We start from the raw sequence: 24,996 nt of genomic DNA, 5'->3' as shown, positions 1-24,996 counted from the left end.
CCGCCAGGAGGAAAGGCCTTGAAAGACCTACTGAATTTGCTGAAAAACCAGGGTCAAGTCGAAGAGTTCGACGCCATCCGTATTGGATTGGCATCGCCTGAGATGATCCGTTCGTGGTCGTTCGGTGAAGTTAAAAAGCCGGAAACCATCAACTACCGTACGTTCAAACCTGAGCGTGACGGCCTGTTCTGCGCCAAGATCTTTGGCCCGGTAAAGGATTACGAGTGCCTGTGCGGTAAGTACAAGCGCTTGAAGCACCGTGGTGTGATCTGCGAGAAGTGCGGCGTTGAAGTCGCGCTGGCTAAAGTTCGTCGTGAGCGCATGGCGCACATCGAACTGGCCTCGCCAGTTGCCCACATCTGGTTCCTGAAATCGCTGCCGTCGCGTATCGGCTTGCTGATGGACATGACCCTGCGTGATATCGAACGCGTTCTCTATTTCGAGAGCTATGTCGTTATCGATCCAGGCATGACCACCCTTGAAAAAGGTCAGCTGCTGAACGATGAGCAGTACTTCGAAGCGCTGGAAGAGTTCGGTGACGATTTCGATGCCCGCATGGGTGCCGAAGCTGTCCGCGAACTGCTGCACGCTATCGACCTGGAACACGAGATTGGCCGTCTGCGTGAAGAAATTCCGCAAACCAACTCCGAAACCAAAATCAAGAAGCTGTCCAAGCGTCTGAAGTTGATGGAAGCCTTCCAGGGTTCCGGCAACCTTCCAGAATGGATGGTGCTGACCGTTCTGCCGGTTCTGCCGCCAGATCTGCGTCCACTGGTCCCGCTGGATGGCGGTCGCTTCGCGACTTCCGACCTCAACGATCTGTATCGTCGAGTGATCAACCGTAACAACCGCTTGAAGCGTCTGCTCGATCTGTCCGCTCCGGACATCATCGTGCGCAACGAAAAGCGTATGTTGCAGGAAGCCGTCGATGCACTGCTCGACAACGGTCGTCGTGGCCGCGCTATCACCGGTTCCAACAAGCGTCCTCTGAAATCCCTGGCTGACATGATCAAGGGTAAGCAAGGTCGTTTCCGTCAGAACTTGCTCGGTAAGCGTGTTGACTACTCCGGTCGTTCGGTAATTACCGTAGGTCCGACCCTGCGTCTGCACCAGTGCGGTCTGCCGAAGAAAATGGCTCTCGAGCTGTTCAAGCCGTTCATTTTCGGCAAGCTGGAAATGCGTGGTCTCGCTACCACCATCAAAGCTGCGAAGAAGATGGTCGAGCGCGAGCTGCCGGAAGTTTGGGACGTTCTCGCTGAAGTTATCCGCGAACACCCAGTGCTTCTCAACCGTGCACCGACCCTTCACCGTCTGGGTATCCAGGCGTTTGAACCAGTACTGATCGAAGGTAAGGCTATCCAGCTGCACCCTCTGGTCTGTGCTGCGTACAACGCCGACTTCGACGGCGACCAAATGGCCGTGCACGTACCGCTGACACTGGAAGCCCAGTTGGAAGCGCGTGCGTTGATGATGTCGACCAACAACATTCTGTCGCCAGCCAACGGTGAGCCAATCATCGTTCCGTCGCAGGACGTTGTATTGGGTCTGTACTACATGACTCGTGAAGCGATCAACGCCAAGGGCGAAGGTCGTGTGTTCGCGGATCTGCAAGAAGTTGACCGTGTGTTCCGTGCCGGCGAAGCCGCACTGCACGCAAAAGTCAAAGTGCGGATCAACGAAACCGTCAATGACCGTGATGGCGGCAGCGTGACCAACACTCGTATCGTCGACACCACTGTCGGCCGTGCGCTGTTGTTCCAGGTTGTACCAAAAGGTCTGTCGTACGACGTCGTCAACCTGCCGATGAAGAAAAAGGCGATCTCCAAGCTGATCAACCAGTGCTACCGCGTGGTTGGTTTGAAAGAGACCGTGATCTTCGCTGACCAGTTGATGTACACCGGTTTTGCCTATTCGACTATTTCCGGCGTTTCCATCGGTGTTAACGACTTCGTTATCCCGGATGAAAAAGCCCGCATCATCGGTGCTGCTACCGACGAAGTGAAAGAGATCGAAAGTCAGTACGCCTCCGGCCTCGTAACCCAGGGCGAGAAGTACAACAAAGTGATCGACCTTTGGTCCAAGGCGAACGACGAAGTTTCCAAGGCGATGATGGCCAACCTCTCGAAAGAGAAAGTCATCGACCGTCATGGCGTCGAAGTCGACCAAGAGTCCTTCAACTCGATGTACATGATGGCCGACTCGGGCGCACGGGGTTCTGCTGCGCAGATCCGTCAGCTCGCCGGTATGCGTGGCCTGATGGCCAAGCCGGACGGTTCCATCATCGAAACGCCGATTACTGCGAACTTCCGTGAAGGTTTGAGCGTACTTCAGTACTTCATCTCGACTCACGGTGCTCGTAAAGGTTTGGCGGATACCGCGTTGAAAACTGCGAACTCCGGTTACCTGACTCGTCGTCTGGTAGACGTGGCGCAGGATCTGGTTGTGACCGAGATCGATTGCGGCACCGAACATGGCCTGGTAATGACTCCGCACATTGAAGGCGGTGACGTTGTTGAGCCGTTGGGTGAGCGCGTATTGGGTCGTGTCATTGCCCGTGACGTATTCAAGCCAGGTACCGAGGAAGTTATCGTTCCTGCCGGCACTCTGGTAGACGAGAAGTGGGTCGAGTTCATCGAGCTGAACAGCATCGACGAAGTGATCGTGCGTTCGCCGATCAGCTGCGAAACCCGCTATGGCATTTGCGCCAAGTGCTACGGCCGTGACTTGGCTCGTGGTCACCAGGTGAACATCGGTGAAGCGGTCGGCGTTATCGCTGCCCAGTCCATCGGTGAGCCGGGTACCCAGCTGACCATGCGTACGTTCCACATCGGTGGTGCGGCAAGCCGGACCTCCGCAGCTGACAGCGTTCAGGTGAAGAATGGCGGTACCGTCCGTCTGCACAACCTGAAGCACGTTGAGCGAGTGGATGGTTGCCTGGTTGCTGTGTCCCGTTCCGGTGAGCTGGCAATCGCTGATGACTTCGGTCGTGAGCGCGAGCGTTACAAGCTGCCGTACGGTGCTGTGATTTCGGTTAAAGAAGGTGACAAGGTCGACGCTGGCGCAATCGTGGCCAAGTGGGATCCGCACACTCACCCAATCGTTACCGAAATGAAAGGTACCGTGACCTACGTGGGCATGGAAGAAGGCATCACGATCAAGCGTCAGACTGACGAATTGACCGGTATGACCAACATTGAAGTCCTCGACGCCAAAGACCGTCCAGCTGCCGGTAAAGATATCCGTCCTGCTGTGAAGATGGTTGATGACAACGGCAAGGATCTGTTGCTGCCAGGCACTGACGTTATCGCTCAGTACTTCCTGCCAGCCAACGCCCTGGTCGGTGTTGCGGACGGTGCGAAAATCGCGATCGGTGATGTTATCGCTCGTATTCCGCAAGAGACTTCGAAGACCCGTGACATCACCGGTGGTCTGCCGCGTGTTGCCGACTTGTTCGAAGCCCGTCGTCCGAAAGAAGCCTCGATTCTGGCTGAAGTCAGCGGCACCATCGCGTTCGGTAAAGAGACCAAAGGCAAGCGCCGTCTGGTCATCACTCCGAACGACGGTAGCGATCCGTACGAAGAGCTGATTCCGAAGTGGCGTCACCTGAACGTCTTCGAAGGCGAACAGGTAAACCGCGGCGAAGTTATCTCCGACGGCCCGAGCGATCCACACGACATCCTGCGTCTGCTGGGTGTAAGTGCGCTGGCCAAGTACATCGTGAACGAGATCCAGGACGTTTACCGTCTGCAAGGCGTGAAGATCAACGACAAGCACATCGAGACCATCCTGCGTCAGATGCTGCGTAAAGTTGAAATCGCTGAATCCGGCGATTCCAGTTTCATCAAGGGCGACCAGATGGAATTGACTCACGTACTGGTAGAAAACGAGCGCCTGGCGAACGACGAGAAATTCGTTTCCAAGTTCACTCGCGTGCTGCTGGGTATCACCAAGGCGTCGTTGTCCACCGAATCGTTCATCTCGGCGGCTTCCTTCCAGGAAACCACTCGCGTACTGACCGAAGCGGCGGTAACCGGCAAGCGCGATTACTTGCGCGGCCTGAAAGAAAACGTGGTCGTGGGTCGTCTGATCCCGGCTGGTACCGGTCTGGCTTATCACAGCGAGCGTAAACGCCGTCGTGATGCTGACAAACCGTTGCGCGTAAGCGCCAGTGAAGTGGAAGCTGCACTGACCGAAGCGCTGAACTCGAGCGGTAACTGAGTTCTGCGATAAATGAGCCAAGGCCCTGATCGTTCCGTTCATCGAATCAAGACATTTTGTCGAGGTTGGATAAGCGGGAAGGTCGGGGCCTTGTCTTGACTGGGGGCAAGATCCTCTTTAGACTCTTGTACCCCTAAATTTGGCGGGAATTCGTTCCTGCCATTTTGCTTTTCTTGCAAGACAATAGCGTCGCAAGACAACAGTGGAGCTAGTAGATGGCAACTATCAACCAGCTGGTACGTCAGCCGCGTAAGCGTATCGTCGAGAAATCCGACGTGCCTGCGCTGCAGAACTGCCCGCAACGTCGTGGCGTATGCACCCGTGTGTATACCACCACGCCGAAAAAACCTAACTCGGCACTGCGTAAAGTATGCCGTGTGCGTCTGACCAACGGTTTCGAGGTTTCCTCGTACATCGGCGGTGAAGGCCACAACCTGCAAGAGCACAGCGTGGTACTGATCCGCGGCGGTCGTGTAAAAGACTTGCCAGGTGTTCGTTACCACACCGTTCGCGGCTCTTTGGATACTTCCGGCGTTAAAGGTCGTAACCAAGGTCGTTCGAAGTACGGTACCAAGAAGCCTAAGTAGTAGTGGCTTTTTGTAAAAACTGAATCATCTATTTTTCTGAGTCGATAAGAGTAAGGTCGGAGGCGTCCCGAAAGGGCACTGATTCCGAGCGAACCTGAAGACCGTTTGAGGGCTTATCCATGCCAAGAAGACGCGTAGCAGCCAAGCGCGAAGTGCTTGACGATCCAAAATACGGAAGCCAAATCCTGGCCAAGTTCATGAACCACGTGATGGAAAGCGGCAAGAAAGCCGTTGCCGAGCGTATCGTTTATGGCGCGCTGGAGAAGGTTAAAGAACGCAAGAACAGCGACCCCCTGGAAATCTTCGAGAAAGCTCTCGACGCCATCGCTCCGCTGGTCGAAGTAAAGTCGCGCCGTGTAGGCGGTGCTACTTACCAGGTTCCGGTCGAAGTTCGTCCGTCCCGTCGTAACGCTCTGGCAATGCGCTGGTTGGTAGACTTCGCCCGTAAGCGCGGCGAGAAGTCTATGGCTCTGCGTTTGGCTGGCGAACTGTTGGACGCTGCTGAAGGCAAAGGTGCTGCAGTTAAGAAGCGTGAAGACGTGCACCGTATGGCTGAAGCCAACAAGGCTTTCTCGCACTACCGCTTCTAATTTTAGCGTCACTAATTTTGCGAGGGCTTTATGGCTCGTACTACACCGATTAATCGCTACCGTAACATTGGTATCGTTGCTCACGTGGATGCTGGTAAAACCACCACCACCGAGCGCGTCCTTTTTTACACTGGCAAAAGTCACAAAATGGGCGAGGTGCATGACGGCGCCGCGACCACAGACTGGATGGTGCAGGAGCAGGAGCGTGGTATTACCATTACTTCTGCTGCTATTACCGCCTTCTGGCAGGGTTCCGAGAAGCAGCACAAAGATCAGTATCGCTTCAACGTCATCGACACCCCGGGCCACGTTGACTTCACTATTGAAGTTGAACGTTCCCTGCGTGTTCTCGACGGCGCGGTCGTTGTGTTCTGCGGTACCTCGGGTGTTGAGCCTCAGTCGGAAACCGTATGGCGTCAGGCCAACAAGTACGGCGTTCCACGTCTTGTTTACGTAAACAAGATGGACCGTGCTGGTGCAAACTTCCTGCGCGTGATCGGTCAGATCAAGCAGCGTCTGGGTCACACTCCGGTGCCAATCCAGTTGGCTATCGGTTCCGAAGACAACTTCCAGGGTCAGATCGATCTGATGTCCATGGAAGCTGTTTACTGGAATGACGCTGACAAAGGCATGACTCCACGTCGCGAGCCTATCCCTGCTGAATTGCAGGAATTGGCTGACGAGTGGCGCAGCAACATGATTGAAGCTGCGGCCGAAGCCAGCGAAGAGCTGATGAACAAGTACCTCGAAGGTGAAGAACTCACCAACGCGGAAATCAAGGCCGCTCTGCGTCAGCGTACTATTGCTGGCGAGATCGTTCTGGCTGTTTGCGGTTCTTCCTTCAAGAACAAGGGCGTTCCCCTGGTTCTCGACGCCGTTATCGACTATCTGCCTGCTCCTACCGACATTCCTGCCATCAAGGGTACTGACCCGGATGACGAGACCAAGGAAATGGAGCGTCACGCAGACGACAGCGAGCCGTTCTCGGCTCTGGCGTTCAAGATCGCTACCGACCCATTCGTGGGTACTTTGACCTTTGTTCGAGTTTACTCGGGCGTGTTGGCCTCCGGCGACGGCGTGATCAACTCGGTTAAAGGCAAGAAAGAGCGTGTGGGTCGTATGGTGCAAATGCACGCAAACGCCCGCGAAGAGATCAAGGAAGTTCGCGCTGGTGACATCGCGGCCTTGATCGGCATGAAGGACGTCACCACTGGTGAGACTTTGTGCAACGCTGACAAGCCAATCATCCTGGTTCGCATGGACTTCCCGGAGCCGGTTATTTCGGTTGCCGTAGAGCCTAAGACCAAGGATGACCAGGAAAAAATGGGTATCGCTCTGGGCAAACTTGCTCAGGAAGACCCGTCTTTCCGCGTCAAGACTGATGAAGAGACTGGTCAAACGATCATCTCCGGCATGGGCGAGTTGCACCTGGACATCCTGGTTGACCGGATGCGCCGTGAGTTCAACGTCGAAGCCAACATCGGTAAGCCTCAAGTTTCGTACCGTGAGCGCATCACGAAGAGCTGCGAAATCGAAGGCAAGTTCGTTCGTCAGTCCGGCGGTCGTGGCCAGTTCGGTCATTGCTGGATTCGCTTTGCTCCTGCTGACGAAGGTCAGGAAGGTCTGCAATTCCTGAACGAAGTAGTGGGTGGTGTGGTTCCTAAGGAATACATCCCGGCTATCCAGAAGGGTATCGAAGAGCAGATGAAGAACGGCGTTGTTGCCGGCTATCCGCTGATCGGCCTGAAGGCTACCGTGTTTGATGGTTCCTACCATGACGTCGACTCGAACGAGATGGCGTTTAAGGTGGCTGCTTCCATGGCGACCAAGCAACTGGCCCAGAAGGGCGGTGGTGAGTTGCTTGAGCCGATCATGGCTGTAGAGGTTGTTACACCTGAAGACTATATGGGTGACGTGATGGGCGACCTTAACCGTCGTCGCGGCATGATCCTGGGTATGGAAGATACGGTTTCCGGTAAAGTAATTCGTGCCGAGGTTCCGTTGGGCGAGATGTTCGGTTATGCGACCGACGTTCGTTCCATGTCCCAAGGTCGCGCAAGCTACTCTATGGAATTCAAAAAATACAATACAGCTCCGTCGCACATCGTCGAAACTGTAACCAAAAAACAAGGCTGATTCAGTCCTTTAGGCTAGGAGTTAATTGTCGTGGCTAAAGAAAAATTTGATCGTTCCCTTCCGCACGTCAACGTTGGCACCATCGGTCACGTTGACCACGGTAAAACCACTCTGACTGCTGCTCTGACTCGCGTCTGCTCCGAAGTTTTCGGTTCGGCTCGTGTTGACTTCGACAAGATCGACAGCGCACCAGAAGAGAAAGCTCGTGGTATCACCATCAACACCGCGCACGTTGAATACAACTCGCTGATCCGTCACTACGCTCACGTTGACTGCCCAGGTCACGCTGACTATGTGAAGAACATGATCACCGGTGCTGCTCAGATGGACGGCGCTATCCTGGTTTGCTCGGCCGCTGATGGTCCGATGCCACAAACCCGTGAGCACATCCTGCTGTCCCGTCAGGTAGGCGTTCCGTACATCGTGGTTTTCCTGAACAAGGCTGACCTGGTAGACGACGCAGAGCTGCTGGAACTGGTTGAGATGGAAGTTCGCGACCTGCTCAGCACTTACGACTTCCCAGGTGACGACACTCCGATCATCATCGGTTCTGCTCGTATGGCTCTGGAAGGCAACGACGAAAACGAAATGGGCACCACTGCCGTTCGTAAACTGGTTGAAACTCTGGACAGCTACATCCCAGAGCCAGTTCGTCTGACCGACAAGCCGTTCCTGATGCCAATCGAAGACGTATTCTCGATCTCGGGTCGTGGTACTGTTGTGACTGGCCGTATCGAGCGCGGTATCGTTCGCGTTCAGGATCCACTGGAAATCGTTGGTCTGCGTGACACCACCGTCACCACCTGCACCGGTGTTGAAATGTTCCGCAAACTGCTCGACGAAGGTCGTGCTGGCGAGAACTGCGGCGTTCTGCTGCGTGGTACCAAGCGTGACGACGTTGAGCGTGGCCAGGTTCTGGTTAAGCCGGGTTCGGTTAAGCCGCACACCAAGTTCACCGCAGAAGTTTACGTTCTGAGCAAGGAAGAAGGCGGTCGTCATACTCCGTTCTTCAAAGGCTACCGTCCACAGTTCTACTTCCGTACTACTGACGTGACTGGTAACTGCGAGCTGCCAGAAGGCGTTGAAATGGTAATGCCAGGTGACAACATTCAGATGACTGTTACCCTGATCAAAACCATCGCAATGGAAGACGGTCTGCGTTTCGCTATCCGTGAAGGCGGTCGTACCGTCGGCGCTGGCGTCGTAGCCAAAATCATCGAGTAAGCTCTTTTTGAGTAAGCTTTGATGAGTTGAAAAAGCCCCCGCTTAGCGGGGGCTTTTTTATTGGGTTGACACCTATCTGGGGCGTCTATAGAATTGCGCCTCCTTTTAACGGGCGTATTGCGCCCGGTGGGAATAGCAGCCGGAGTCTGAAATCCAATGCAAAATCAGCAAATCCGTATCAGGTTGAAGGCTTTTGACCATCGCCTGATCGACCAATCCACCCAGGAAATCGTGGAAACCGCGAAACGTACTGGTGCTCAAGTGCGTGGTCCAATTCCACTGCCTACCCGTAAAGAGCGGTTCACCGTTCTGGTCTCCCCGCACGTCAACAAAGACGCGCGTGACCAGTACGAGATCCGTACTCATAAGCGCGTTCTGGACATCGTCCAGCCAACGGATAAAACCGTTGATGCTCTTATGAAGCTTGATCTTGCGGCCGGTGTGGAAGTGCAGATCAGCCTCGGCTAAGACTCGGTCTTAGTCGTGTAACGCTCTGAAATGGGCGGCCATAGCGGGTGAAAGCCCCGTACACTCATGAGGTTTACAACATGACTATTGGTGTAGTCGGTCGTAAATGCGGTATGACCCGTATTTTCACCGAAGAAGGTGTCTCCATTCCGGTCACGGTCATTGAGATCGAGCCGAATCGCGTCACCCAGTTCAAAACTGAAGAGACCGATGGCTATCGTGCAGTGCAAGTCACTGTAGGCGAGCGTCGTGCTTCGCGTGTTACAGCTGCTCAGGCTGGCCACTTCGCTAAAGCGAACGTTGCCGCTGGTCGTACCGTAATGGAATTCCGCCTTGAAGAAGGCGAGTACCAGGCTGGCGATCTGATCAACGCTGAAATCTTCGCTGCTGGTCAACTGGTTGATGTAACCGGTCAGTCCAAAGGTAAAGGCTTCCAGGGTACGATCAAGCGTTGGAACTTCCGCGGGCAAGATAATACCCACGGTAACTCCGTGTCCCACCGCGTTCCAGGCTCTATCGGCCAGTGCCAGACTCCTGGTCGTGTATTCAAGGGCAAAAAAATGTCCGGTCATATGGGCGCTGAGCGCGTGACCGTGCAGTCCCTCGAAGTAGTGCGCGTGGACGCTGAACGCAATCTGTTGTTGGTCAAGGGCGCTGTTCCTGGCGCTACTGGCGGCAACTTGGTTGTACGTCCAGCAGCCAAGGCTCGCGGTTAAGGGGAAGCTGACATGCAATTAAATGTAAATGACGCTCAAGCGATCGAAGTTTCCGAACTGACATTTGGCGGCGAATTCAACGAGACGCTGGTTCACCAAGCAGTCGTGGCCTACATGGCCGGCGGCCGTCAAGGTAGCAAGCAGCAAAAGACCCGTTCCGACGTTCGTGGTGGCGGTAAGCGCCCATGGCGTCAGAAAGGTACTGGCCGTGCTCGTGCCGGTACTATCCGTAGCCCAATCTGGCGTGGCGGCGGTACCACTTTCGCAGCTCGTCCTCAGGATCACTCCCAGAAGCTGAACAAGAAGATGTATCGCGCAGCAATGCGTTCCATCCTTGCTGAGCTGGTGCGTACTGATCGTCTGGTCGTGGTTCAGGATTTCGCCGTTGAAACGCCGAAAACCAAAGACCTGCTGGGCAAACTGAACAACATGAGCCTGACCGACGTTCTGATCGTGTCTGACGCTGTTGATCAGAACCTGTACCTGGCTGCTCGCAACCTGCCGCACGTAGATGTACGTGATGTGCAAGGTTCCGATCCAGTTAGTCTGATCGCATACGACAAGGTGTTGATCACCGTGTCGGCCGTGAAGAAATTCGAGGAGCTGCTGGGATGAACCAGGAACGCGTATTTAAAGTTCTGCTTGGCCCGCACGTTTCCGAGAAGGCTACGGTTCTGGCAGACAAGAAAGGCCAGTTCGTTTTCAAGGTTGCCACTGACGCAACCAAGCTGGAAATCAAGAAGGCCGTCGAAAGCCTGTTCAGCGTGAAAGTAGAGCGTGTTACTACCCTGAATGTTCTGGGTAAGAGCAAGCGCACTGCTCGCGGTCTGGGCAAGCGTAATGACTGGAAGAAGGCAGTTATCTCCCTTCAGCCAGGCCAAGATCTCGATTTCAGCAGCAGTGCTGAGTAAGGAAGGGGTGCATCATGGCAATCGTTAAATGCAAACCGACTTCCCCTGGCCGCCGTCATGTGGTCAAGGTGGTCAACCAGGAGCTGCATAAAGGCGCTCCTCACGCACCGCTGCTCGAGAAGAAATCGAAGTCTGGTGGTCGTAACAACAATGGTCGTATTACCACTCGTCACATCGGTGGTGGCCATAAGCAGCATTATCGTCTGGTCGATTTCCGTCGCAACGACAAAGATGGCATTCCAGCCACTGTCGAGCGTATCGAATACGATCCAAACCGTACTGCTCACATTGCTCTTATGTTGTACGCAGACGGCGAACGCCGTTACATCATCGCCCCTAAAGGCGTGAACGCTGGTGATCAGCTGATTTCGGGTGCTTTGGCTCCGATCAAGCCGGGCAACCAGTTGCAACTGCGCAGCATTCCAGTTGGTAGTACCGTACACGGCATCGAATTGAAGCCAGGTAAAGGCGCGCAAATCGCTCGTTCCGCTGGTGCTTCGGCTCAGCTGATCGCTCGTGAAGGTGTCTATGTGACCCTGCGTCTGCGTTCTGGTGAGATGCGTAAAGTGCTGGCTGAATGCCGCGCGACCCTGGGCGAAGTCTCGAACTCCGAGCACAGCCTGCGTTCGCTGGGTAAAGCTGGTGCCAAACGCTGGCGTGGCGTTCGCCCAACCGTTCGTGGTGTTGCCATGAACCCGGTTGACCACCCACATGGTGGTGGTGAAGGTCGTACCTCTGGTGGTCGTCATCCGGTATCGCCATGGGGCTTCCCGACTAAGGGCGCGAAGACTCGTGGTAATAAGCGTACCGACAAAATGATCGTCCGTCGTCGCAAGTAAATAGAGGGATACGACAGTGCCACGTTCTCTGAAAAAAGGTCCTTTTATCGATCTTCACCTACTGAAGAAGATCGAAGTGGCGGCGGAAAAGAACGATCGCAAACCAGTTAAAACCTGGTCGCGCCGTTCGATGATCCTGCCACAAATGGTCGGTCTGACCATCGCAGTACACAACGGTCGTCAACATGTGCCAGTTCTCGTGAACGAAGACATGGTCGGCCACAAACTGGGCGAGTTCGCCGGTACCCGCACTTATCGTGGGCACGTGGCTGACAAGAAAGCCAAGCGTTAAGGGGTTAGGAAATGGAAGTAGCCGCTAAGTTGTCGGGCGCTCGAATCTCCGCCCAGAAAGCCCGCTTGGTCGCCGACCAGATCCGCGGGAAGAAGGTGGGCGAAGCGCTCAACTTGTTGGCTTTCAGCAGTAAGAAAGCCGCCGAGATCATGAAGAAAGTGCTGGAGTCGGCCGTAGCCAACGCCGAGCATAACGAAGGCGCAGACGTTGATGACCTTAAAGTCAGCACCGTTTTCGTCAACGAAGGGCGTTCGCTGAAGCGAATCATGCCACGTGCCAAAGGCCGTGCTGATCGCATCGTCAAGCGGTCTTGCCATATCACTGTCAAGGTTGCTGACAAGTAACGGAGTCGAAGAGATGGGTCAGAAAGTACATCCCATTGGCATTCGCCTGGGAATCGTCAAGGAGCACACCTCCGTCTGGTACGCAGACGGTCGGACTTATGCGGACTATTTGTTCGCTGATCTGAAGGTGCGTGAGTATCTCCAAGACAAACTAAAAAGCGCGTCCGTAAGCCGTATCGATATCCATCGTCCGGCCCAAACTGCACGTATCACCATCCACACCGCTCGTCCAGGTATCGTTATCGGGAAGAAAGGTGAAGATGTTGAGAAACTGCGTCAGGACCTGACCAAGCAAATGGGTGTGCCTGTGCACATCAATATCGAAGAAATCCGCAAGCCGGAACTCGACGGTATGTTGGTTGCGCAGAGCGTAGCTCAGCAGCTGGAGCGTCGCGTAATGTTCCGTCGCGCTATGAAGCGCGCTGTACAGAACGCCATGCGCATTGGTGCCAAAGGCATCAAAATCCAAGTGAGCGGTCGTCTCGGCGGTGCTGAAATCGCACGTACTGAATGGTATCGCGAAGGTCGTGTGCCACTGCACACCCTGCGTGCCGACATCGACTATGCCAACTACGAAGCTCACACCACTTACGGTGTGATCGGTGTAAAGGTTTGGATCTTCAAAGGCGAAGTAATTGGTGGTCGCCAAGAAGAACTGAAACCACAAGCACCAGCGCCTCGTAAAAAAGCTGCTAAGTAAGGGGTACGCCAAATGTTGCAACCAAAGCGTACGAAGTTCCGCAAGCAGATGACTGGTCACAACCGTGGCCTGGCATTGCGCGGTAGCAAAGTCAGCTTCGGCGAGTTCGCGCTGAAGTCTGTAGCTCGTGGTCGTCTCACCGCTCGTCAGATCGAGTCAGCGCGTCGTGCACTGACCCGTCACGTTAAACGTGGCGGCAAGATCTGGATCCGTGTATTCCCGGACAAGCCTATTTCCAAGAAGCCACTCGAAGTTCGGATGGGTAAAGGTAAAGGTAGCGTGGAATACTGGGTTGCCCAGATTCAGCCAGGCAAAGTCCTGTATGAAATCGAGGGTGTTTCTGAAGAGCTGGCGCGTGAGGCATTTGCCCTGGCTGCTGCAAAGCTGCCGCTCGCCACTGCCTTCGTTAAACGGACGGTGATGTGATGAAAGCGAACGAACTTCGTGAAAAAGACGCGCCGCAGCTTAACGAGCAACTGCTCGGCCTGCTGCGCGACCAGTTCAATCTGCGCATGCAGAAAGCAACTGGCCAGTTGGGGCAGTCTCACCTGCTCCGGCAAGTTAAGCGTGACATCGCTCGCGTGAAGACTGTGCTCAAACAGCAGGCAGGTAAGTAATCATGGCTGAAGCCGAAAAAACCGTCCGTACGCTGACTGGCCGTGTTGTCAGCGACAAAATGGACAAGACCATCACCGTTCTGATCGAGCGTCGCGTTAAGCACCCGATCTACGGTAAATACGTTAAGCGTTCGACTAAGCTGCACGCGCACGACGAAACCAATCAGTGCCACATCGGCGACAAAGTCACTATTCGTGAAACTCGTCCTTTGGCCAAGACCAAGTCTTGGGCGCTGGTTGATGTTCTCGAACGCGCTGTGGAAGTCTAAGGACTAGGGGTCGGAGAAATTATATGATTCAGACTCAATCCATGCTCGATGTGGCCGATAACAGCGGCGCTCGCCGCGTTATGTGCATCAAGGTGCTGGGTGGCTCCCATCGTCGTTACGCTGGTATCGGTGACATCATCAAAGTTACCGTGAAGGAAGCAATTCCTCGCGGTAAAGTGAAAAAAGGCCAAGTGATGACTGCTGTTGTAGTCCGCACTCGTCACGGCGTTCGTCGTGCTGATGGCTCCATTATCCGCTTTGATGGCAACGCTGCTGTTCTTCTGAACAACAAGCAAGAGCCGATCGGCACCCGTATCTTTGGGCCAGTGACCCGTGAACTTCGTACTGAGAAGTTCATGAAGATCGTCTCGCTCGCCCCAGAAGTGCTGTAAGGAGATCCGACATGCAAAAGATTCGTCGTGACGACGAGATCATCGTGATCGCCGGCAAAGACAAAGGTAAGCGCGGTAAGGTGCTTAAGGTTCTCGCTAATAACCGTCTGGTTATCGGTGGTCTGAACCTGGTCAAGCGTCATACCAAGCCTAACCCGATGTCGGGCGTACAAGGCGGTATCGTCGAGAAAGAAGCTCCACTGGACGCTTCTAACGTAGCCATTTTCAACGGCGAAACCAACAAGGCTGATCGCGTTGGTTTCAAAGTAGAAGACGGCAAGAAAATTCGTGTCTTCAAGTCGACCCAAAAAGCGGTTGATGCTTGAACACTGCTAGGTAGATGAGACCATGGCACGACTAAAAGAGATTTACTGGAAAGAAATCGCACCGAAGCTTAAGGAAGAACTTAAGCTTTCGAACGTGATGGAAGTTCCACGCGTTACCAAAATCACCCTGAACATGGGTCTGGGCGAAGCAGTCGGTGACAAAAAAGTCATCGAGCACGCCGTTGCTGACCTGGAAAAGATCACCGGCCAGAAAGTCGTTGTGACTTACGCTCGGAAATCCATCGCTGGCTTTAAAGTCCGTGAAGGTTGGCCGATCGGCGTCAAAGTGACCCTGCGCCGTGAGCGTATGTACGAGTTCCTGGATCGTCTGCTGTCGATCTCCCTGCCTCGGGTTCGCGACTTCCGCGGCCTGAATGCCAAGTCCTTCGATGGTCGTGGTAACTACAGCATGGGCGTTAAAGAGCAGATCATCTTCCCGGAAATCGACTACGACAAGATCGATGCTCTCCGCGGTCTGGACATTACCCTGACCACCACTGCCAAGAACGATGATGAAGGTCGCGCCCTGTTGCGTGCTTTCAAATTCCCGTTCCGCAACTGATTGGAGTAGGAAAATGGCCAAGATGAGCATGAAAAACCGCGAGCTGAAGCGTCAGCTCACGGTTGCCAAGTACGCCAAAAAGCGTGCAGCACTGAAAGCTATCATCGTTGATCTGAACGCAAGTCCAGAAGCGCGTTGGGAAGCTACAGTAGCTCTGCAAAAGCAGCCACGTGACGCAAGCGCTTCGCGCATGCGTAACCGCTGCCGCCTGACCGGTCGTCCACACGGCGTTTACCGCAAGTTCGGCCTCGGCCGTAACAAACTGCGTGAAGCTGCAATGCGTGGTGACGTACCTGGTCTGGTTAAAGCCAGCTGGTAAGCACTATCAAAGTCTCGGTGTTCGGGATCGCAAGATCCTGACCGCCGGTGACCTTGAACTTGAATCAAGCCCCTTTTGGGGCTTGATTCATTTGTGGGGTGTGTCTAGAATACCCGGCTCGCCTGAGCCCGTGCTTTTTTTGCACGGATGTCCTCGGCGACACGTAGTAGCCGCAAGGCTAATTTTTTGTGTATTAGGAGCGTCTAGCCCATGAGTATGCAGGACCCGTTAGCGGACATGCTAACTCGAATCCGTAATGCCCAGATGGCTGAAAAGTCCGTCGTAAGCATGCCATCTTCTACTTTGAAGGTAGCTGTTGCCAAAGTCCTGAAGGACGAAGGTTACATTGCGGGTTATCAGATCAGCAGCGAAATCAAGCCACTGCTGTCCATCGAGCTGAAGTACTTCGAAGGCCGTCCGGTCATCGAGGAAGTGAAGCGCGTTAGCCGTCCAGGCCTGCGTCAGTACAAGTCCGTCGATGATCTGCCAAAAGTTCGTGGCGGTCTCGGTGTGTCTATCGTCTCCACCAACAAAGGTGTGATGACGGATCGTGCTGCGCGCGCTGCCGGTGTCGGCGGCGAAGTTCTTTGCACTGTGTTCTAAGGGGGGATAAGCATGTCACGCGTCGCTAAGAACCCCGTTAAGCTGCCAGCCGGCGTCGAAGTCAAATTCGCAGGCCAACAGCTTTCGGTGAAGGGTGCCAAGGGCACTCTCGAACTGAACATCCATTCGTCCGTTGAGATCGTTGAAGAAGCTGGTGAGCTGCGTTTCGCTGCTCGCAATGGCGATCAACAAACTCGCGCAATGGCTGGTACCACTCGTGCGTTGGTAAACAACATGGTCCAAGGCGTAAGCCAAGGCTTCGAGCGTAAGCTCCAGCTGGTCGGTGTTGGTTACAAAGCGCAAGCAAAAGGCACAGTGCTGAACCTGGCTCTTGGCTTCTCGCACCCAGTGGATTATGAACTGCCGGAAGGCATCACCGCTGAGACTCCTAGCCAGACCGATATCCTGATCAAGGGCATCGATAAGCAGCTGGTAGGTCAAGTGGCCGCCGAGATCCGCGACTTCCGTCCACCAGAGCCGTACAAAGGCAAAGGTGTGCGCTACGCGGACGAAGTCGTCCGTCGTAAAGAAGCCAAGAAGAAGTAGGGCATAGCAAATGACCGACAAAAAAGTTACTCGACTGCGTCGCGCTCGCAAAGCACGCCTGAAAATGCACGAACTCGAAGTCGTGCGTCTCTGCGTGTTCCGCTCGTCGCAGCACATCTACGCCCAGGTCATTTCGGCCGACGGCAACAAAGTCCTGGCATCTGCCTCGACTTTGGATAAAGAACTGCGTGATGGCGCCACTGGCAACATCGACGCGGCCACTAAGGTTGGCCAGCTGGTCGCTACGCGTGCTAAAGCCGCTGGCGTCTCGCAGGTGGCTTTCGACCGCTCTGGCTTCAAGTACCACGGCCGCGTCAAGGCGCTGGCTGATGCTGCTCGTGAAGCTGGGCTGGAGTTCTAAGTTATGTCAAATAACGACCAAAAGCGCGACGAAGGCTACATCGAGAAGCTGGTTCAAGTTAACCGCGTAGCCAAAACCGTTAAAGGCGGCCGTATCTTCACTTTCACCGCGTTGACCGTGGTTGGTGATGGTAAAGGGCGTGTTGGCTTCGGCCGTGGCAAGTCACGTGAAGTGCCTGCTGCGATCCAGAAGGCAATGGAAGCTGCTCGCCGCAACATGATCCAAGTTGACCTGAACGGCACCACTCTGCAGTACGCAATGAAGTCCGGTCACGGCGCTTCGAAGGTGTACATGCAGCCTGCTTCTGAAGGTACCGGTATCATCGCTGGCGGCGCTATGCGTGCTGTCCTCGAAGTTGCTGGCGTTCAGAACGTTCTGGCCAAGTGCTACGGCTCGACTAACCCGGTAAACGTGGTTCACGCCACTTTCAAAGGTTTGAAAGCTATGCAGTCTCCTGAATCCATTGCCGCCAAGCGTGGCAAAAGCGTCAAGGAGATCTTCTGATCATGGCTACCGTTAAAGTTACGCTGATCAAAAGCATGACCGGCCGCATCCCTAACCACAAACTGTGCGTTAAGGGTCTGGGTCTGCGTCGCATCGGTCACACTGTAGAAGTACTTGATACTCCCGAGAATCGCGGGATGATCAACAAGGCTTACTACATGCTGCGTGTCGAGGGTTAATCGATGAAACTCAATGATCTGAGTCCAGCGCCGGGTTCCCGTCGCGAAAAGCATCGTCCGGGCCGTGGTATCGGTAGTGGTTTGGGTAAGACCGGTGGCCGTGGCCACAAAGGTCAGTCCTCCCGCTCCGGTGGCACCATTGCTCCAGGCTTTGAAGGCGGTCAACAGCCGCTGCATCGTCGCCTGCCGAAGTTCGGTTTCGTTTCCCTGAAAGCCATGGATCGCGCAGAAGTGCGTTTGTCCGAGCTGGCTAAAGTGGAAGGCGACATCGTCACCGTGCAGTCCTTGAAAGATGCCAACGTGATCAACGTCAACGTACAGCGTGTGAAAATCATGCTGTCCGGTGAAGTGACTCGCGCTGTTACCATCGGAAAGGGAATCGGCGCCACCAAAGGTGCGCGTGCGGCTATCGAAGCAGCTGGCGGCAAGTTCGAGGAATAAATGGCTAAGCAAGGTGCTCTCTCTGCGCTCGGCAAAGGCGGTATGTCTGAACTCTGGGCTCGTCTGCGTTTTCTGTTCCTGGCGATTATCGTCTACCGAATAGGCGCACACATCCCGGTTCCAGGTATCAACCCGGACCGACTCGCGGACCTGTTTCGACAGAATGAGGGGACCATTCTTAGCTTGTTCAACATGTTTTCCGGCGGCGCGCTGGAACGGATGAGCATCTTTGCATTGGGGATCATGCCGTACATTTCGGCATCGATCATCATGCAGCTGATGACCGCCGTCAGCCCGCAGCTGGAGCAGTTGAAGAAGGAAGGTGAAGCTGGCCGTCGCAAGATCAGCCAGTACACCCGCTACGGCACTGTCGTCCTCGCTCTTGTTCAGGCAATTGGCATGTCCATTGGTCTGGCAGGGCAGGGCGTTGCGTTCACTGGTGACTTTGGCTTCCATTTCGTCGCGGTATCCACATTTGTGGCTGGTGCGATGTTCATGATGTGGCTGGGTGAGCAGATTACTGAGCGTGGTGTTGGCAACGGTATCTCGATGTTGATTTTTTCGGGTATCGTCGCCGGTCTTCCGAGAGCGATCGGGCAGTCTTTCGAGTCTGCACGTCAGGGTGATATCAACATCTTCGCCCTGGTTGCCATCGGTTTGCTGGCAGTAGCGATTATCGGTTTCGTGGTGTTCATTGAGCGTGGTCAGCGTCGTATTGCTGTTCACTACGCCAAGCGTCAGCAGGGCCGTAAGGTCTTCGCTGCGCAGACTAGCCACTTGCCGCTGAAGGTGAACATGGCCGGTGTTATTCCGGCCATTTTCGCGAGCAGCATTTTGCTGTTCCCGGCTTCGTTGGGTGCCTGGTTCGGCCAGTCTGAAGGTATGGGCTGGTTGCAGGACATCTCGCAGTCGATCGCTCCTGGTCAGCCGTTGAATATTCTGCTGTTTAGTGCAGGGATTATTTTCTTCTGCTTCTTCTATACGGCGTTGATGTTCAATCCGAAAGACGTAGCGGAAAACCTGAAGAAGTCCGGTGCCTTTATTCCGGGCATCCGTCCAGGTGAGCAGTCTGCGCGCTACATTGATGGCGTTCTGACTCGCTTGACCATGTTCGGTGCTCTTTACATGACGGCCGTGTGTCTGCTTCCCCAGTTCCTGGTGGTTGCGGCAAACGTACCGTTCTACCTTGGCGGGACCTCGTTGCTGATCGTCGTCGTGGTTGTGATGGACTTCATGTCCCAAGTACAATCGCACCTCGTTTCGCACCAGTACGAATCCCTGATGAAGAAAGCCAACCTGAAGGGTTACGGCAGCGGCATGTTGCGCTGAGTACCCATAAGGTTCGAGGAGTTGGTGATGAAAGTTCGTGCATCGGTGAAAAAGCTGTGCCGTAACTGCAAGATTATTCGCCGCGAAGGTGTTGTTCGAGTAATTTGCAGCGCGGAACCGCGTCACAAACAGCGCCAAGGCTGAGTGTGATTGTGCTTCAAGCCCGGTAGCTAGTGCGCTACCGGGTTGATTATTTGTTATTACAGCGATATTATCTCGCGCCCTATTTCTTGGCTTCCGGGGCGTAGGTAGCTGTCAATTGGAGTCCCACTGAATGGCCCGTATTGCAGGCGTTAACATTCCAGATAACAAGCATACTGTTATCTCGCTGACCTACATCTATGGTGTTGGTCGCACTACTGCACAGAAGATCTGTGCAGTGACTGGGGTAAACCCAGCCGCAAAGATCAAGGATCTGAGCGACGAGCAGATTGAACAGCTGCGTGGCGAAGTGGCGAAGTTCACCACTGAAGGTGACCTGCGTCGCGAAATCAACATGAAAATCAAGCGTTTGATGGACCTCGGTTGCTATCGCGGTCTGCGTCATCGTCGTGGTCTTCCAGTACGCGGTCAGCGTACCAAGACTAACGCGCGTACCCGTAAAGGTCCGCGTAAGCCGATCCGCAAGTAATCGCCCCAGCGAATCGACAGGAAATTAATCATGGCTAAACCTGCTGCTCGTCCTCGTAAAAAAGTTAAAAAGACAGTGGTTGATGGCATCGCCCACATCCATGCTTCTTTTAACAACACAATCGTGACCATCACCGACCGTCAAGGCAACGCTCTTTCCTGGGCTACCTCCGGTGGTTCGGGTTTCCGCGGTTCCCGCAAGTCCACCCCGTTTGCTGCTCAAGTAGCTGCTGAACGTGCTGGCCAAGCTGCGCTGGAATACGGTCTGAAAAACCTCGACGTTAACGTCAAAGGTCCAGGCCCAGGTCGTGAATCTGCAGTCCGCGCTTTGAACGGCTGTGGCTACAAGATCGCCAGCATCACCGACGTGACGCCAATCCCGCACAACGGGTGCCGTCCGCCGAAGAAGCGCCGCGTGTAATCCAGGAGATTGTAAAGAATGGCTCGTTACATTGGTCCAAAATGCAAACTCGCTCGTCGCGAAGGCACCGATCTCTTTCTGAAGAGCGGCGTGCGCGCGATCGAATCGAAGTGCAACATTGAAGCAGCACCTGGTATCCACGGCCAACGCCGCGGTCGCCAGTCCGATTACGGCACCCAACTGCGTGAAAAGCAGAAGGTTCGTCGTATCTACGGCGTTCTCGAGCGTCAATTCAGCGGCTACTACAAAGAAGCTGCTGGCAAGAAAGGTGCAACCGGTGAAAACCTGCTGCAACTGCTCGAATGCCGTCTGGACAACGTTGTATACCGTATGGGTTTTGGCTCTACTCGTGCCGAATCCCGTCAGCTGGTATCGCACAAATCCGTCAGCGTTAACGGCCAGACCGTAAACGTACCGTCTTACCAGGTTCGTGCTGGTGACGTGGTCGCGATTCGCGAGAAAGCAAAGAACCAACTTCGCATTGTCCAAGCTCTCGATCTGTGTGCCCAACGTGGCCGCGTAGAATGGGTAGAAGTAGACACTGAGAAGAAGTCGGGCGTTTTCAAGAACGTTCCAGCTCGCAGTGATCTGTCCGCCGACATCAACGAAAGCCTGATTGTCGAGCTCTACTCCAAGTAAGGGCTAGAAAATAGGTGCATCCATGCAGATTTCGGTAAATGAGTTCCTGACACCCCGCCATATTGATGTGCAGGTTGTCAGTCCAACCCGCGCCAAGATCACTCTCGAGCCTCTCGAGCGTGGTTTCGGCCACACCCTGGGCAACGCGCTGCGCCGCATCCTGTTGTCCTCAATGCCCGGCTGTGCAGTAGTCGAGGCCGAGATTGACGGTGTACTCCATGAGTACAGCGCAATCGAAGGCGTACAGGAAGACGTAATTGAAATCCTGTTGAACCTTAAAGGTCTGGCTATCAAGCTGCACGGTCGTGACGAAGTTACGCTGACCTTGTCGAAGAAGGGTTCGGGGGTGGTTACCGCTGCCGATATTCAGCTGGATCATGATGTCGAGATCGTTAACCCCGATCACGTAATCGCTAACCTGGCGTCTAACGGCGCCCTGAACATGAAGCTCACCGTAGCTCGTGGTCGTGGTTATGAACCGGCAGACTCGCGTCAGAGCGATGAAGACGAAAGCCGCAGCATCGGTCGCTTGCAGCTTGACTCTTCGTTCAGCCCGGTTCGCCGTATCGCATACGTGGTGGAAAACGCCCGTGTCGAGCAGCGTACTAACCTGGACAAGCTGGTTATTGATCTGGAAACCAACGGTACTCTGGATCCTGAAGAGGCTATCCGTCGCGCTGCAACCATTCTGCAACAGCAGTTGGCTGCGTTCGTCGACCTCAAAGGTGACAGTGAGCCAGTGGTTGTCGAGCAGGAAGACGAGATCGATCCGATCCTGCTTCGCCCGGTTGACGATCTGGAACTGACTGTACGTTCGGCTAACTGCCTTAAGGCGGAAAACATCTACTACATCGGTGACCTGATTCAGCGTACCGAAGTAGAGCTGTTGAAGACTCCGAACCTTGGCAAGAAATCCTTGACTGAAATCAAGGACGTTCTGGCCTCCCGCGGTCTGTCCCTCGGCATGCGCCTCGACAACTGGCCGCCTGCAAGTCTTAAGAAGGACGACAAGGCGACTGCCTGATCGTCGTAATCACCGAACGTCGTGTTTGGTAAGGAATGAACCATGCGTCATCGTAAAAGTGGTCGTCACCTGAGCCGCACTAGCTCGCACCGCAAGGCCATGTTCCAAAACATGGCAGTGTCGCTGTTCGAGCACGAGCTGATCAAAACTACACTGCCGAAAGCTAAAGAACTGCGTCGCGTTGCTGAGCCGCTGATCACTTTGGCCAAGACAGACAGCCTGGCTAACCGCCGTCTGGCTTTCGACCGTACTCGTTCGAAAGCTATCGTTGGTAAGCTCTTCAACGACCTGGGCAAGCGTTACGCTACCCGTGAGGGTGGCTACCTGCGCATCCTCAAGTGCGGCTTCCGCACTGGCGACAACGCGCCTATGGCGTACGTCGAGTTGGTTGATCGTGCTACCGGCGGTGAAGCTGTATCCGCTGAGTAAGACGTCAGTCTGAAACGAAGAACCGGGCCTAGTGCCCGGTTTTTTGTGGGCGTCTGAAAAGTAGACTCTACGTTAGTAATTTTCTATCGACACTTACAAGTTAATGAATTTGTAGGTGTAACGTTGGTGATCAATACTTCCTCTCAGCCGATTAGCCGGCAGTTCTAGACTGACAGAGGAAGAGATCGCATGAGCCAAAATAAAATACTTACCACCGCCAGTGGCGCTCCTGTCGCCGACAACCAGAATTCCCGCTCTGCCGGCCCTCGTGGCCCATTGCTGCTCGACGACTTCCACCTGATCGAGAAGCTTGCCCACTTCAACCGTGAAAACATTCCTGAGCGCCGCGTACACGCCAAGGGCTCGGGTGCTTACGGTACGTTCACCGTGACGCGCGACATCACTGAGTACACCAGCGCCAAGCTGTTCGAATCCGTCGGTAAGCAGACCCCAACCTTTCTGCGGTTTTCCACCGTGGGCGGTGAGCGCGGCTCGGCTGACACGGAACGCGACCCACGTGGTTTTGCCCTGAAGTTCTATACCGAAGAAGGTAACTGGGACATCGTTGGCAACAACACGCCAGTGTTCTTCATTCGCGATCCGCTCAAGTTTCCGGACTTTATCCACACCCAAAAACGCCTGCCGCAAAGCAACCTGAAAAGTGCGCAGATGATGTGGGACTTCTGGTCGCACTCGCCTGAGGCGCTGCACCAGGTCACCATCCTGTTTTCGGACCGTGGCATCCCTGACGGCTACCGTCACATGCACGGCTTCGGCAGCCACACTTACAGCCTGATCAGTGCCAGCGGCGAGCGTCACTGGGTGAAGTGGCATTACAAGACCCAGCAAGGGATCAAGAACCTGGCGCCGGCAGAAGCTGCTCGCCTGGCGGGCACCGATCCGGATTACGCACAGCGCGACTTGTTTGAAGCGATTGAGCGCGGCGACTTCCCCAAATGGCGTGTGTGCATTCAGATCATGACCGAGGCCCAGGCTGCGGCGCATTACGAGAACCCTTTCGATGTGACCAAGACCTGGTCGCAGAAAGAGTTTCCACTGATCGAAGTGGGTGAGCTCGAGCTCAACCGCAATCCGCAGAACTACTTCGCGGAAGTTGAACAAGCGGCGTTCGGTCCGAGCAACATGGTTCCAGGTGTTGGCCTGTCGCCAGACCGCATGCTGCAAGGGCGAGTGTTCGCTTACGCCGATGCGCACCGCTACCGTGTTGGTACCAACCATCAGCAACTGCCGGTGAATGCGCCGCGCAGCCCGGTCAACAGCTACCAGCGTGATGGCTCCATGGCGTTTGGCAGCAATGGTGGTGCAGCGCCGAACTACGAGCCGAACAGTTACGTAGAGTCGCCAAAACAGGCGCCTCGTTATGCTGAGCCTGCTTTGGCATTGAGCGGTGCGGCTGATCGTTACGATCATCGCGAAGACACGGACTACTACAGCCACGCAGGTGCGTTGTTCCGTTTGATGAGTGATGAGCAGAAAAACCTGCTGACCAACAATATTGCGGGCGCGATGGCAGGGGTCTCCGCTGATGTAGTGGATCGCCAGTTGCAGCATTTCTTCAAGGCCGACCCGGCTTATGGAGACGCAATCGCAAAGGCGCTCAACGTACAGATTAACGAAGTCTAAACGAGAAGCAGAACCGCCCTCATTAGGGCGGTTTTTGCGCTATTTAAACTACTTTTCTCAGAATATCTTCGCTTTTATCGCGCAAACCAAGTGACCAAACAGTCGCTGTGGTTCAAACTACAGACTTTCAAGCAGGGAGATGTAGGGCGATGCAAGGCCACCCAGACGTAATCGATTACCTCAACACGTTGCTGACCGGCGAACTGGCCGCGCGTGATCAATATTTCGTTCACTCGCGGATGTATGAGGACTGGGGATTCACCAAGCTCTACGAACGAATCAACCACGAGATGGAAGAGGAAGCGGGGCACGCCGATGCGCTGATGCGCCGAATTCTGATGCTCGAAGGCACGCCACGCATGCGTCCGGACGATCTTGATGTCGGCACCACGGTTCCTGACATGCTAGCTGCCGACCTGCGACTGGAATACAAAGTCCGCGCCGCGCTCTGCAAGGGCATCGAACTCTGCGAGCAGCACAAAGACTACGTCAGCCGCGAGATGCTGCGCATTCAACTGAACGATACCGAAGAAGACCACACCTACTGGCTCGAGAAGCAGTTGGGTCTGATCAAGTTGATCGGTCTGGAAAATTACCTGCAATCTCACACCTGACATTGAACCGTAGGAGCACAGCTTGCTGGCGAAGGCTTCCTTGATATCGCCATCGCCAGCAAGCTGTGCTCCTACAGTGTCAACGAAAAAGCCCCTGTCACCGACAAAGTGACAGGGGCTTT

At 54.7% G+C, this 24,996-nt stretch carries 35 protein-coding genes; all 35 read left to right on the top strand.

What is annotated here, in order from left to right; genetic code table 11:
• Window positions 1-18 precede the first annotated feature (18 nt).
• Window positions 19-4,218: a DNA-directed RNA polymerase subunit beta' gene (gene rpoC / locus J4E42_RS26315; protein WP_008030891.1), complete on the top strand. Its 4,200-nt coding sequence runs from the start codon at window positions 19-21 to the stop codon at window positions 4,216-4,218.
• Window positions 4,219-4,433: 215 nt separating this feature from the next.
• Window positions 4,434-4,805: a 30S ribosomal protein S12 gene (gene rpsL, locus J4E42_RS26310; RefSeq protein ID WP_002555494.1), complete on the top strand. Its 372-nt coding sequence runs from the start codon at window positions 4,434-4,436 to the stop codon at window positions 4,803-4,805.
• A gap of 119 nt (window positions 4,806-4,924) precedes the next feature.
• Window positions 4,925-5,395 carry a 30S ribosomal protein S7 gene (rpsG, locus tag J4E42_RS26305; protein ID WP_002555493.1) on the top strand — a complete coding sequence of 157 codons (471 nt, stop codon included), beginning with the start codon at window positions 4,925-4,927 and terminating at the stop codon, window positions 5,393-5,395.
• Window positions 5,396-5,425: 30 nt separating this feature from the next.
• Window positions 5,426-7,531: an elongation factor G gene (fusA, locus tag J4E42_RS26300; RefSeq protein ID WP_008030893.1), complete on the top strand. Its 2,106-nt coding sequence runs from the start codon at window positions 5,426-5,428 to the stop codon at window positions 7,529-7,531.
• Window positions 7,532-7,561: 30 nt separating this feature from the next.
• Complete coding sequence (gene tuf, locus J4E42_RS26295) at window positions 7,562-8,755, top strand: elongation factor Tu (RefSeq protein WP_008030895.1); 1,194 nt, start codon at window positions 7,562-7,564, stop codon at window positions 8,753-8,755.
• A 156-nt stretch (window positions 8,756-8,911) separates the two neighbouring features.
• Complete coding sequence (gene rpsJ / locus J4E42_RS26290; protein WP_003186070.1) at window positions 8,912-9,223, top strand: 30S ribosomal protein S10; 312 nt, start codon at window positions 8,912-8,914, stop codon at window positions 9,221-9,223.
• 80 nt (window positions 9,224-9,303) lie between these two features.
• Window positions 9,304-9,939, top strand: coding sequence for a 50S ribosomal protein L3 (gene rplC / locus J4E42_RS26285; RefSeq protein WP_003186059.1), 636 nt, complete (start codon window positions 9,304-9,306; stop codon window positions 9,937-9,939).
• 12 nt (window positions 9,940-9,951) lie between these two features.
• A complete protein-coding gene (gene rplD, locus J4E42_RS26280; RefSeq protein WP_003228735.1) occupies window positions 9,952-10,554 on the top strand; it encodes a 50S ribosomal protein L4 in 603 nt (200 codons plus the stop codon).
• On the top strand, window positions 10,551-10,850 hold the full coding sequence (gene rplW, locus J4E42_RS26275) for a 50S ribosomal protein L23 (RefSeq protein ID WP_002555488.1): 300 nt from the start codon (window positions 10,551-10,553) through the stop codon (window positions 10,848-10,850). The genes rplD and rplW overlap by 4 nt, the downstream gene beginning before the upstream one ends.
• Window positions 10,851-10,864: 14 nt before the next feature.
• Window positions 10,865-11,689, top strand: coding sequence for a 50S ribosomal protein L2 (gene rplB, locus J4E42_RS26270; RefSeq protein WP_008030897.1), 825 nt, complete (start codon window positions 10,865-10,867; stop codon window positions 11,687-11,689).
• A 16-nt stretch (window positions 11,690-11,705) separates the two neighbouring features.
• Window positions 11,706-11,981 carry a 30S ribosomal protein S19 gene (gene rpsS, locus J4E42_RS26265; protein WP_002555486.1) on the top strand — a complete coding sequence of 92 codons (276 nt, stop codon included), beginning with the start codon at window positions 11,706-11,708 and terminating at the stop codon, window positions 11,979-11,981.
• 11 nt (window positions 11,982-11,992) lie between these two features.
• Window positions 11,993-12,325 (top strand): 50S ribosomal protein L22, encoded by a 333-nt coding sequence (gene rplV / locus J4E42_RS26260; protein ID WP_003103908.1) that lies wholly within the window; start codon window positions 11,993-11,995, stop codon window positions 12,323-12,325.
• 13 nt (window positions 12,326-12,338) lie between these two features.
• A complete protein-coding gene (gene rpsC, locus J4E42_RS26255; RefSeq protein ID WP_003176422.1) occupies window positions 12,339-13,025 on the top strand; it encodes a 30S ribosomal protein S3 in 687 nt (228 codons plus the stop codon).
• A gap of 12 nt (window positions 13,026-13,037) precedes the next feature.
• Window positions 13,038-13,451 carry a 50S ribosomal protein L16 gene (gene rplP, locus J4E42_RS26250; protein WP_008030899.1) on the top strand — a complete coding sequence of 138 codons (414 nt, stop codon included), beginning with the start codon at window positions 13,038-13,040 and terminating at the stop codon, window positions 13,449-13,451.
• On the top strand, window positions 13,451-13,642 hold the full coding sequence (gene rpmC / locus J4E42_RS26245; RefSeq protein WP_008030901.1) for a 50S ribosomal protein L29: 192 nt from the start codon (window positions 13,451-13,453) through the stop codon (window positions 13,640-13,642). The genes rplP and rpmC overlap by 1 nt, the downstream gene beginning before the upstream one ends.
• A 2-nt stretch (window positions 13,643-13,644) precedes the next feature.
• Complete coding sequence (gene rpsQ, locus J4E42_RS26240; RefSeq protein ID WP_003176419.1) at window positions 13,645-13,911, top strand: 30S ribosomal protein S17; 267 nt, start codon at window positions 13,645-13,647, stop codon at window positions 13,909-13,911.
• Between the two features lie 23 nt (window positions 13,912-13,934).
• Window positions 13,935-14,303, top strand: coding sequence for a 50S ribosomal protein L14 (rplN, locus tag J4E42_RS26235; protein ID WP_002555479.1), 369 nt, complete (start codon window positions 13,935-13,937; stop codon window positions 14,301-14,303).
• An 11-nt stretch (window positions 14,304-14,314) separates the two neighbouring features.
• A complete protein-coding gene (gene rplX / locus J4E42_RS26230) occupies window positions 14,315-14,629 on the top strand; it encodes a 50S ribosomal protein L24 (RefSeq protein ID WP_003176416.1) in 315 nt (104 codons plus the stop codon).
• Between the two features lie 22 nt (window positions 14,630-14,651).
• Window positions 14,652-15,191 carry a 50S ribosomal protein L5 gene (gene rplE, locus J4E42_RS26225; protein WP_003176415.1) on the top strand — a complete coding sequence of 180 codons (540 nt, stop codon included), beginning with the start codon at window positions 14,652-14,654 and terminating at the stop codon, window positions 15,189-15,191.
• A 13-nt stretch (window positions 15,192-15,204) separates the two neighbouring features.
• Window positions 15,205-15,510: a 30S ribosomal protein S14 gene (rpsN, locus tag J4E42_RS26220; protein ID WP_003176414.1), complete on the top strand. Its 306-nt coding sequence runs from the start codon at window positions 15,205-15,207 to the stop codon at window positions 15,508-15,510.
• Between the two features lie 210 nt (window positions 15,511-15,720).
• A complete protein-coding gene (rpsH, locus tag J4E42_RS26215) occupies window positions 15,721-16,113 on the top strand; it encodes a 30S ribosomal protein S8 (protein ID WP_003186040.1) in 393 nt (130 codons plus the stop codon).
• 12 nt (window positions 16,114-16,125) lie between these two features.
• Window positions 16,126-16,659 carry a 50S ribosomal protein L6 gene (gene rplF, locus J4E42_RS26210; RefSeq protein WP_003176412.1) on the top strand — a complete coding sequence of 178 codons (534 nt, stop codon included), beginning with the start codon at window positions 16,126-16,128 and terminating at the stop codon, window positions 16,657-16,659.
• A gap of 10 nt (window positions 16,660-16,669) precedes the next feature.
• Window positions 16,670-17,020 (top strand): 50S ribosomal protein L18, encoded by a 351-nt coding sequence (gene rplR, locus J4E42_RS26205; RefSeq protein ID WP_003186037.1) that lies wholly within the window; start codon window positions 16,670-16,672, stop codon window positions 17,018-17,020.
• Between the two features lie 3 nt (window positions 17,021-17,023).
• The gene (rpsE, locus tag J4E42_RS26200) at window positions 17,024-17,524 is read left to right on the top strand and encodes a 30S ribosomal protein S5 (protein ID WP_007943782.1); all 501 of its coding nucleotides are present in this window, start codon (window positions 17,024-17,026) and stop codon (window positions 17,522-17,524) included.
• A 2-nt stretch (window positions 17,525-17,526) separates the two neighbouring features.
• Window positions 17,527-17,703, top strand: coding sequence for a 50S ribosomal protein L30 (rpmD, locus tag J4E42_RS26195; protein WP_003186033.1), 177 nt, complete (start codon window positions 17,527-17,529; stop codon window positions 17,701-17,703).
• Window positions 17,704-17,706: 3 nt separating this feature from the next.
• Window positions 17,707-18,144, top strand: coding sequence for a 50S ribosomal protein L15 (gene rplO, locus J4E42_RS26190; RefSeq protein ID WP_007896782.1), 438 nt, complete (start codon window positions 17,707-17,709; stop codon window positions 18,142-18,144).
• On the top strand, window positions 18,145-19,473 hold the full coding sequence (gene secY, locus J4E42_RS26185) for a preprotein translocase subunit SecY (RefSeq protein WP_003228718.1): 1,329 nt from the start codon (window positions 18,145-18,147) through the stop codon (window positions 19,471-19,473).
• Window positions 19,474-19,500: 27 nt separating this feature from the next.
• Window positions 19,501-19,617 carry a 50S ribosomal protein L36 gene (gene rpmJ / locus J4E42_RS26180; RefSeq protein ID WP_002555468.1) on the top strand — a complete coding sequence of 39 codons (117 nt, stop codon included), beginning with the start codon at window positions 19,501-19,503 and terminating at the stop codon, window positions 19,615-19,617.
• Window positions 19,618-19,747: 130 nt separating this feature from the next.
• Window positions 19,748-20,104: a 30S ribosomal protein S13 gene (gene rpsM / locus J4E42_RS26175; protein ID WP_003186020.1), complete on the top strand. Its 357-nt coding sequence runs from the start codon at window positions 19,748-19,750 to the stop codon at window positions 20,102-20,104.
• Between the two features lie 30 nt (window positions 20,105-20,134).
• Window positions 20,135-20,524 (top strand): 30S ribosomal protein S11, encoded by a 390-nt coding sequence (gene rpsK, locus J4E42_RS26170; protein ID WP_002555466.1) that lies wholly within the window; start codon window positions 20,135-20,137, stop codon window positions 20,522-20,524.
• Window positions 20,525-20,542: 18 nt separating this feature from the next.
• A complete protein-coding gene (gene rpsD / locus J4E42_RS26165; RefSeq protein WP_003210056.1) occupies window positions 20,543-21,163 on the top strand; it encodes a 30S ribosomal protein S4 in 621 nt (206 codons plus the stop codon).
• Between the two features lie 22 nt (window positions 21,164-21,185).
• Window positions 21,186-22,187, top strand: a complete 1,002-nt coding sequence (locus tag J4E42_RS26160) for a DNA-directed RNA polymerase subunit alpha (RefSeq protein WP_003186012.1) — start codon at window positions 21,186-21,188, stop codon at window positions 22,185-22,187.
• 42 nt (window positions 22,188-22,229) lie between these two features.
• Entirely contained in the window at window positions 22,230-22,616 is a 387-nt protein-coding gene (gene rplQ, locus J4E42_RS26155) for a 50S ribosomal protein L17 (RefSeq protein ID WP_007943777.1), read from the top strand.
• Window positions 22,617-22,805: 189 nt separating this feature from the next.
• Window positions 22,806-24,260: a catalase gene (locus J4E42_RS26150; RefSeq protein ID WP_192420659.1), complete on the top strand. Its 1,455-nt coding sequence runs from the start codon at window positions 22,806-22,808 to the stop codon at window positions 24,258-24,260.
• Window positions 24,261-24,409: 149 nt separating this feature from the next.
• The gene (gene bfr / locus J4E42_RS26145) at window positions 24,410-24,874 is read left to right on the top strand and encodes a bacterioferritin (RefSeq protein WP_008030905.1); all 465 of its coding nucleotides are present in this window, start codon (window positions 24,410-24,412) and stop codon (window positions 24,872-24,874) included.
• Window positions 24,875-24,996 lie beyond the last annotated feature (122 nt).

The sequence above is a fragment of the Pseudomonas sp. FW300-N2A2 genome (assembly GCF_017351735.1).
GTDB classification, from domain to species: Bacteria; Pseudomonadota; Gammaproteobacteria; order Pseudomonadales; family Pseudomonadaceae; genus Aquipseudomonas; species Aquipseudomonas migulae.
Note: the sequence above shows the minus strand (reverse complement) of the source record. Positions and strands in the feature narration are given on the sequence as shown.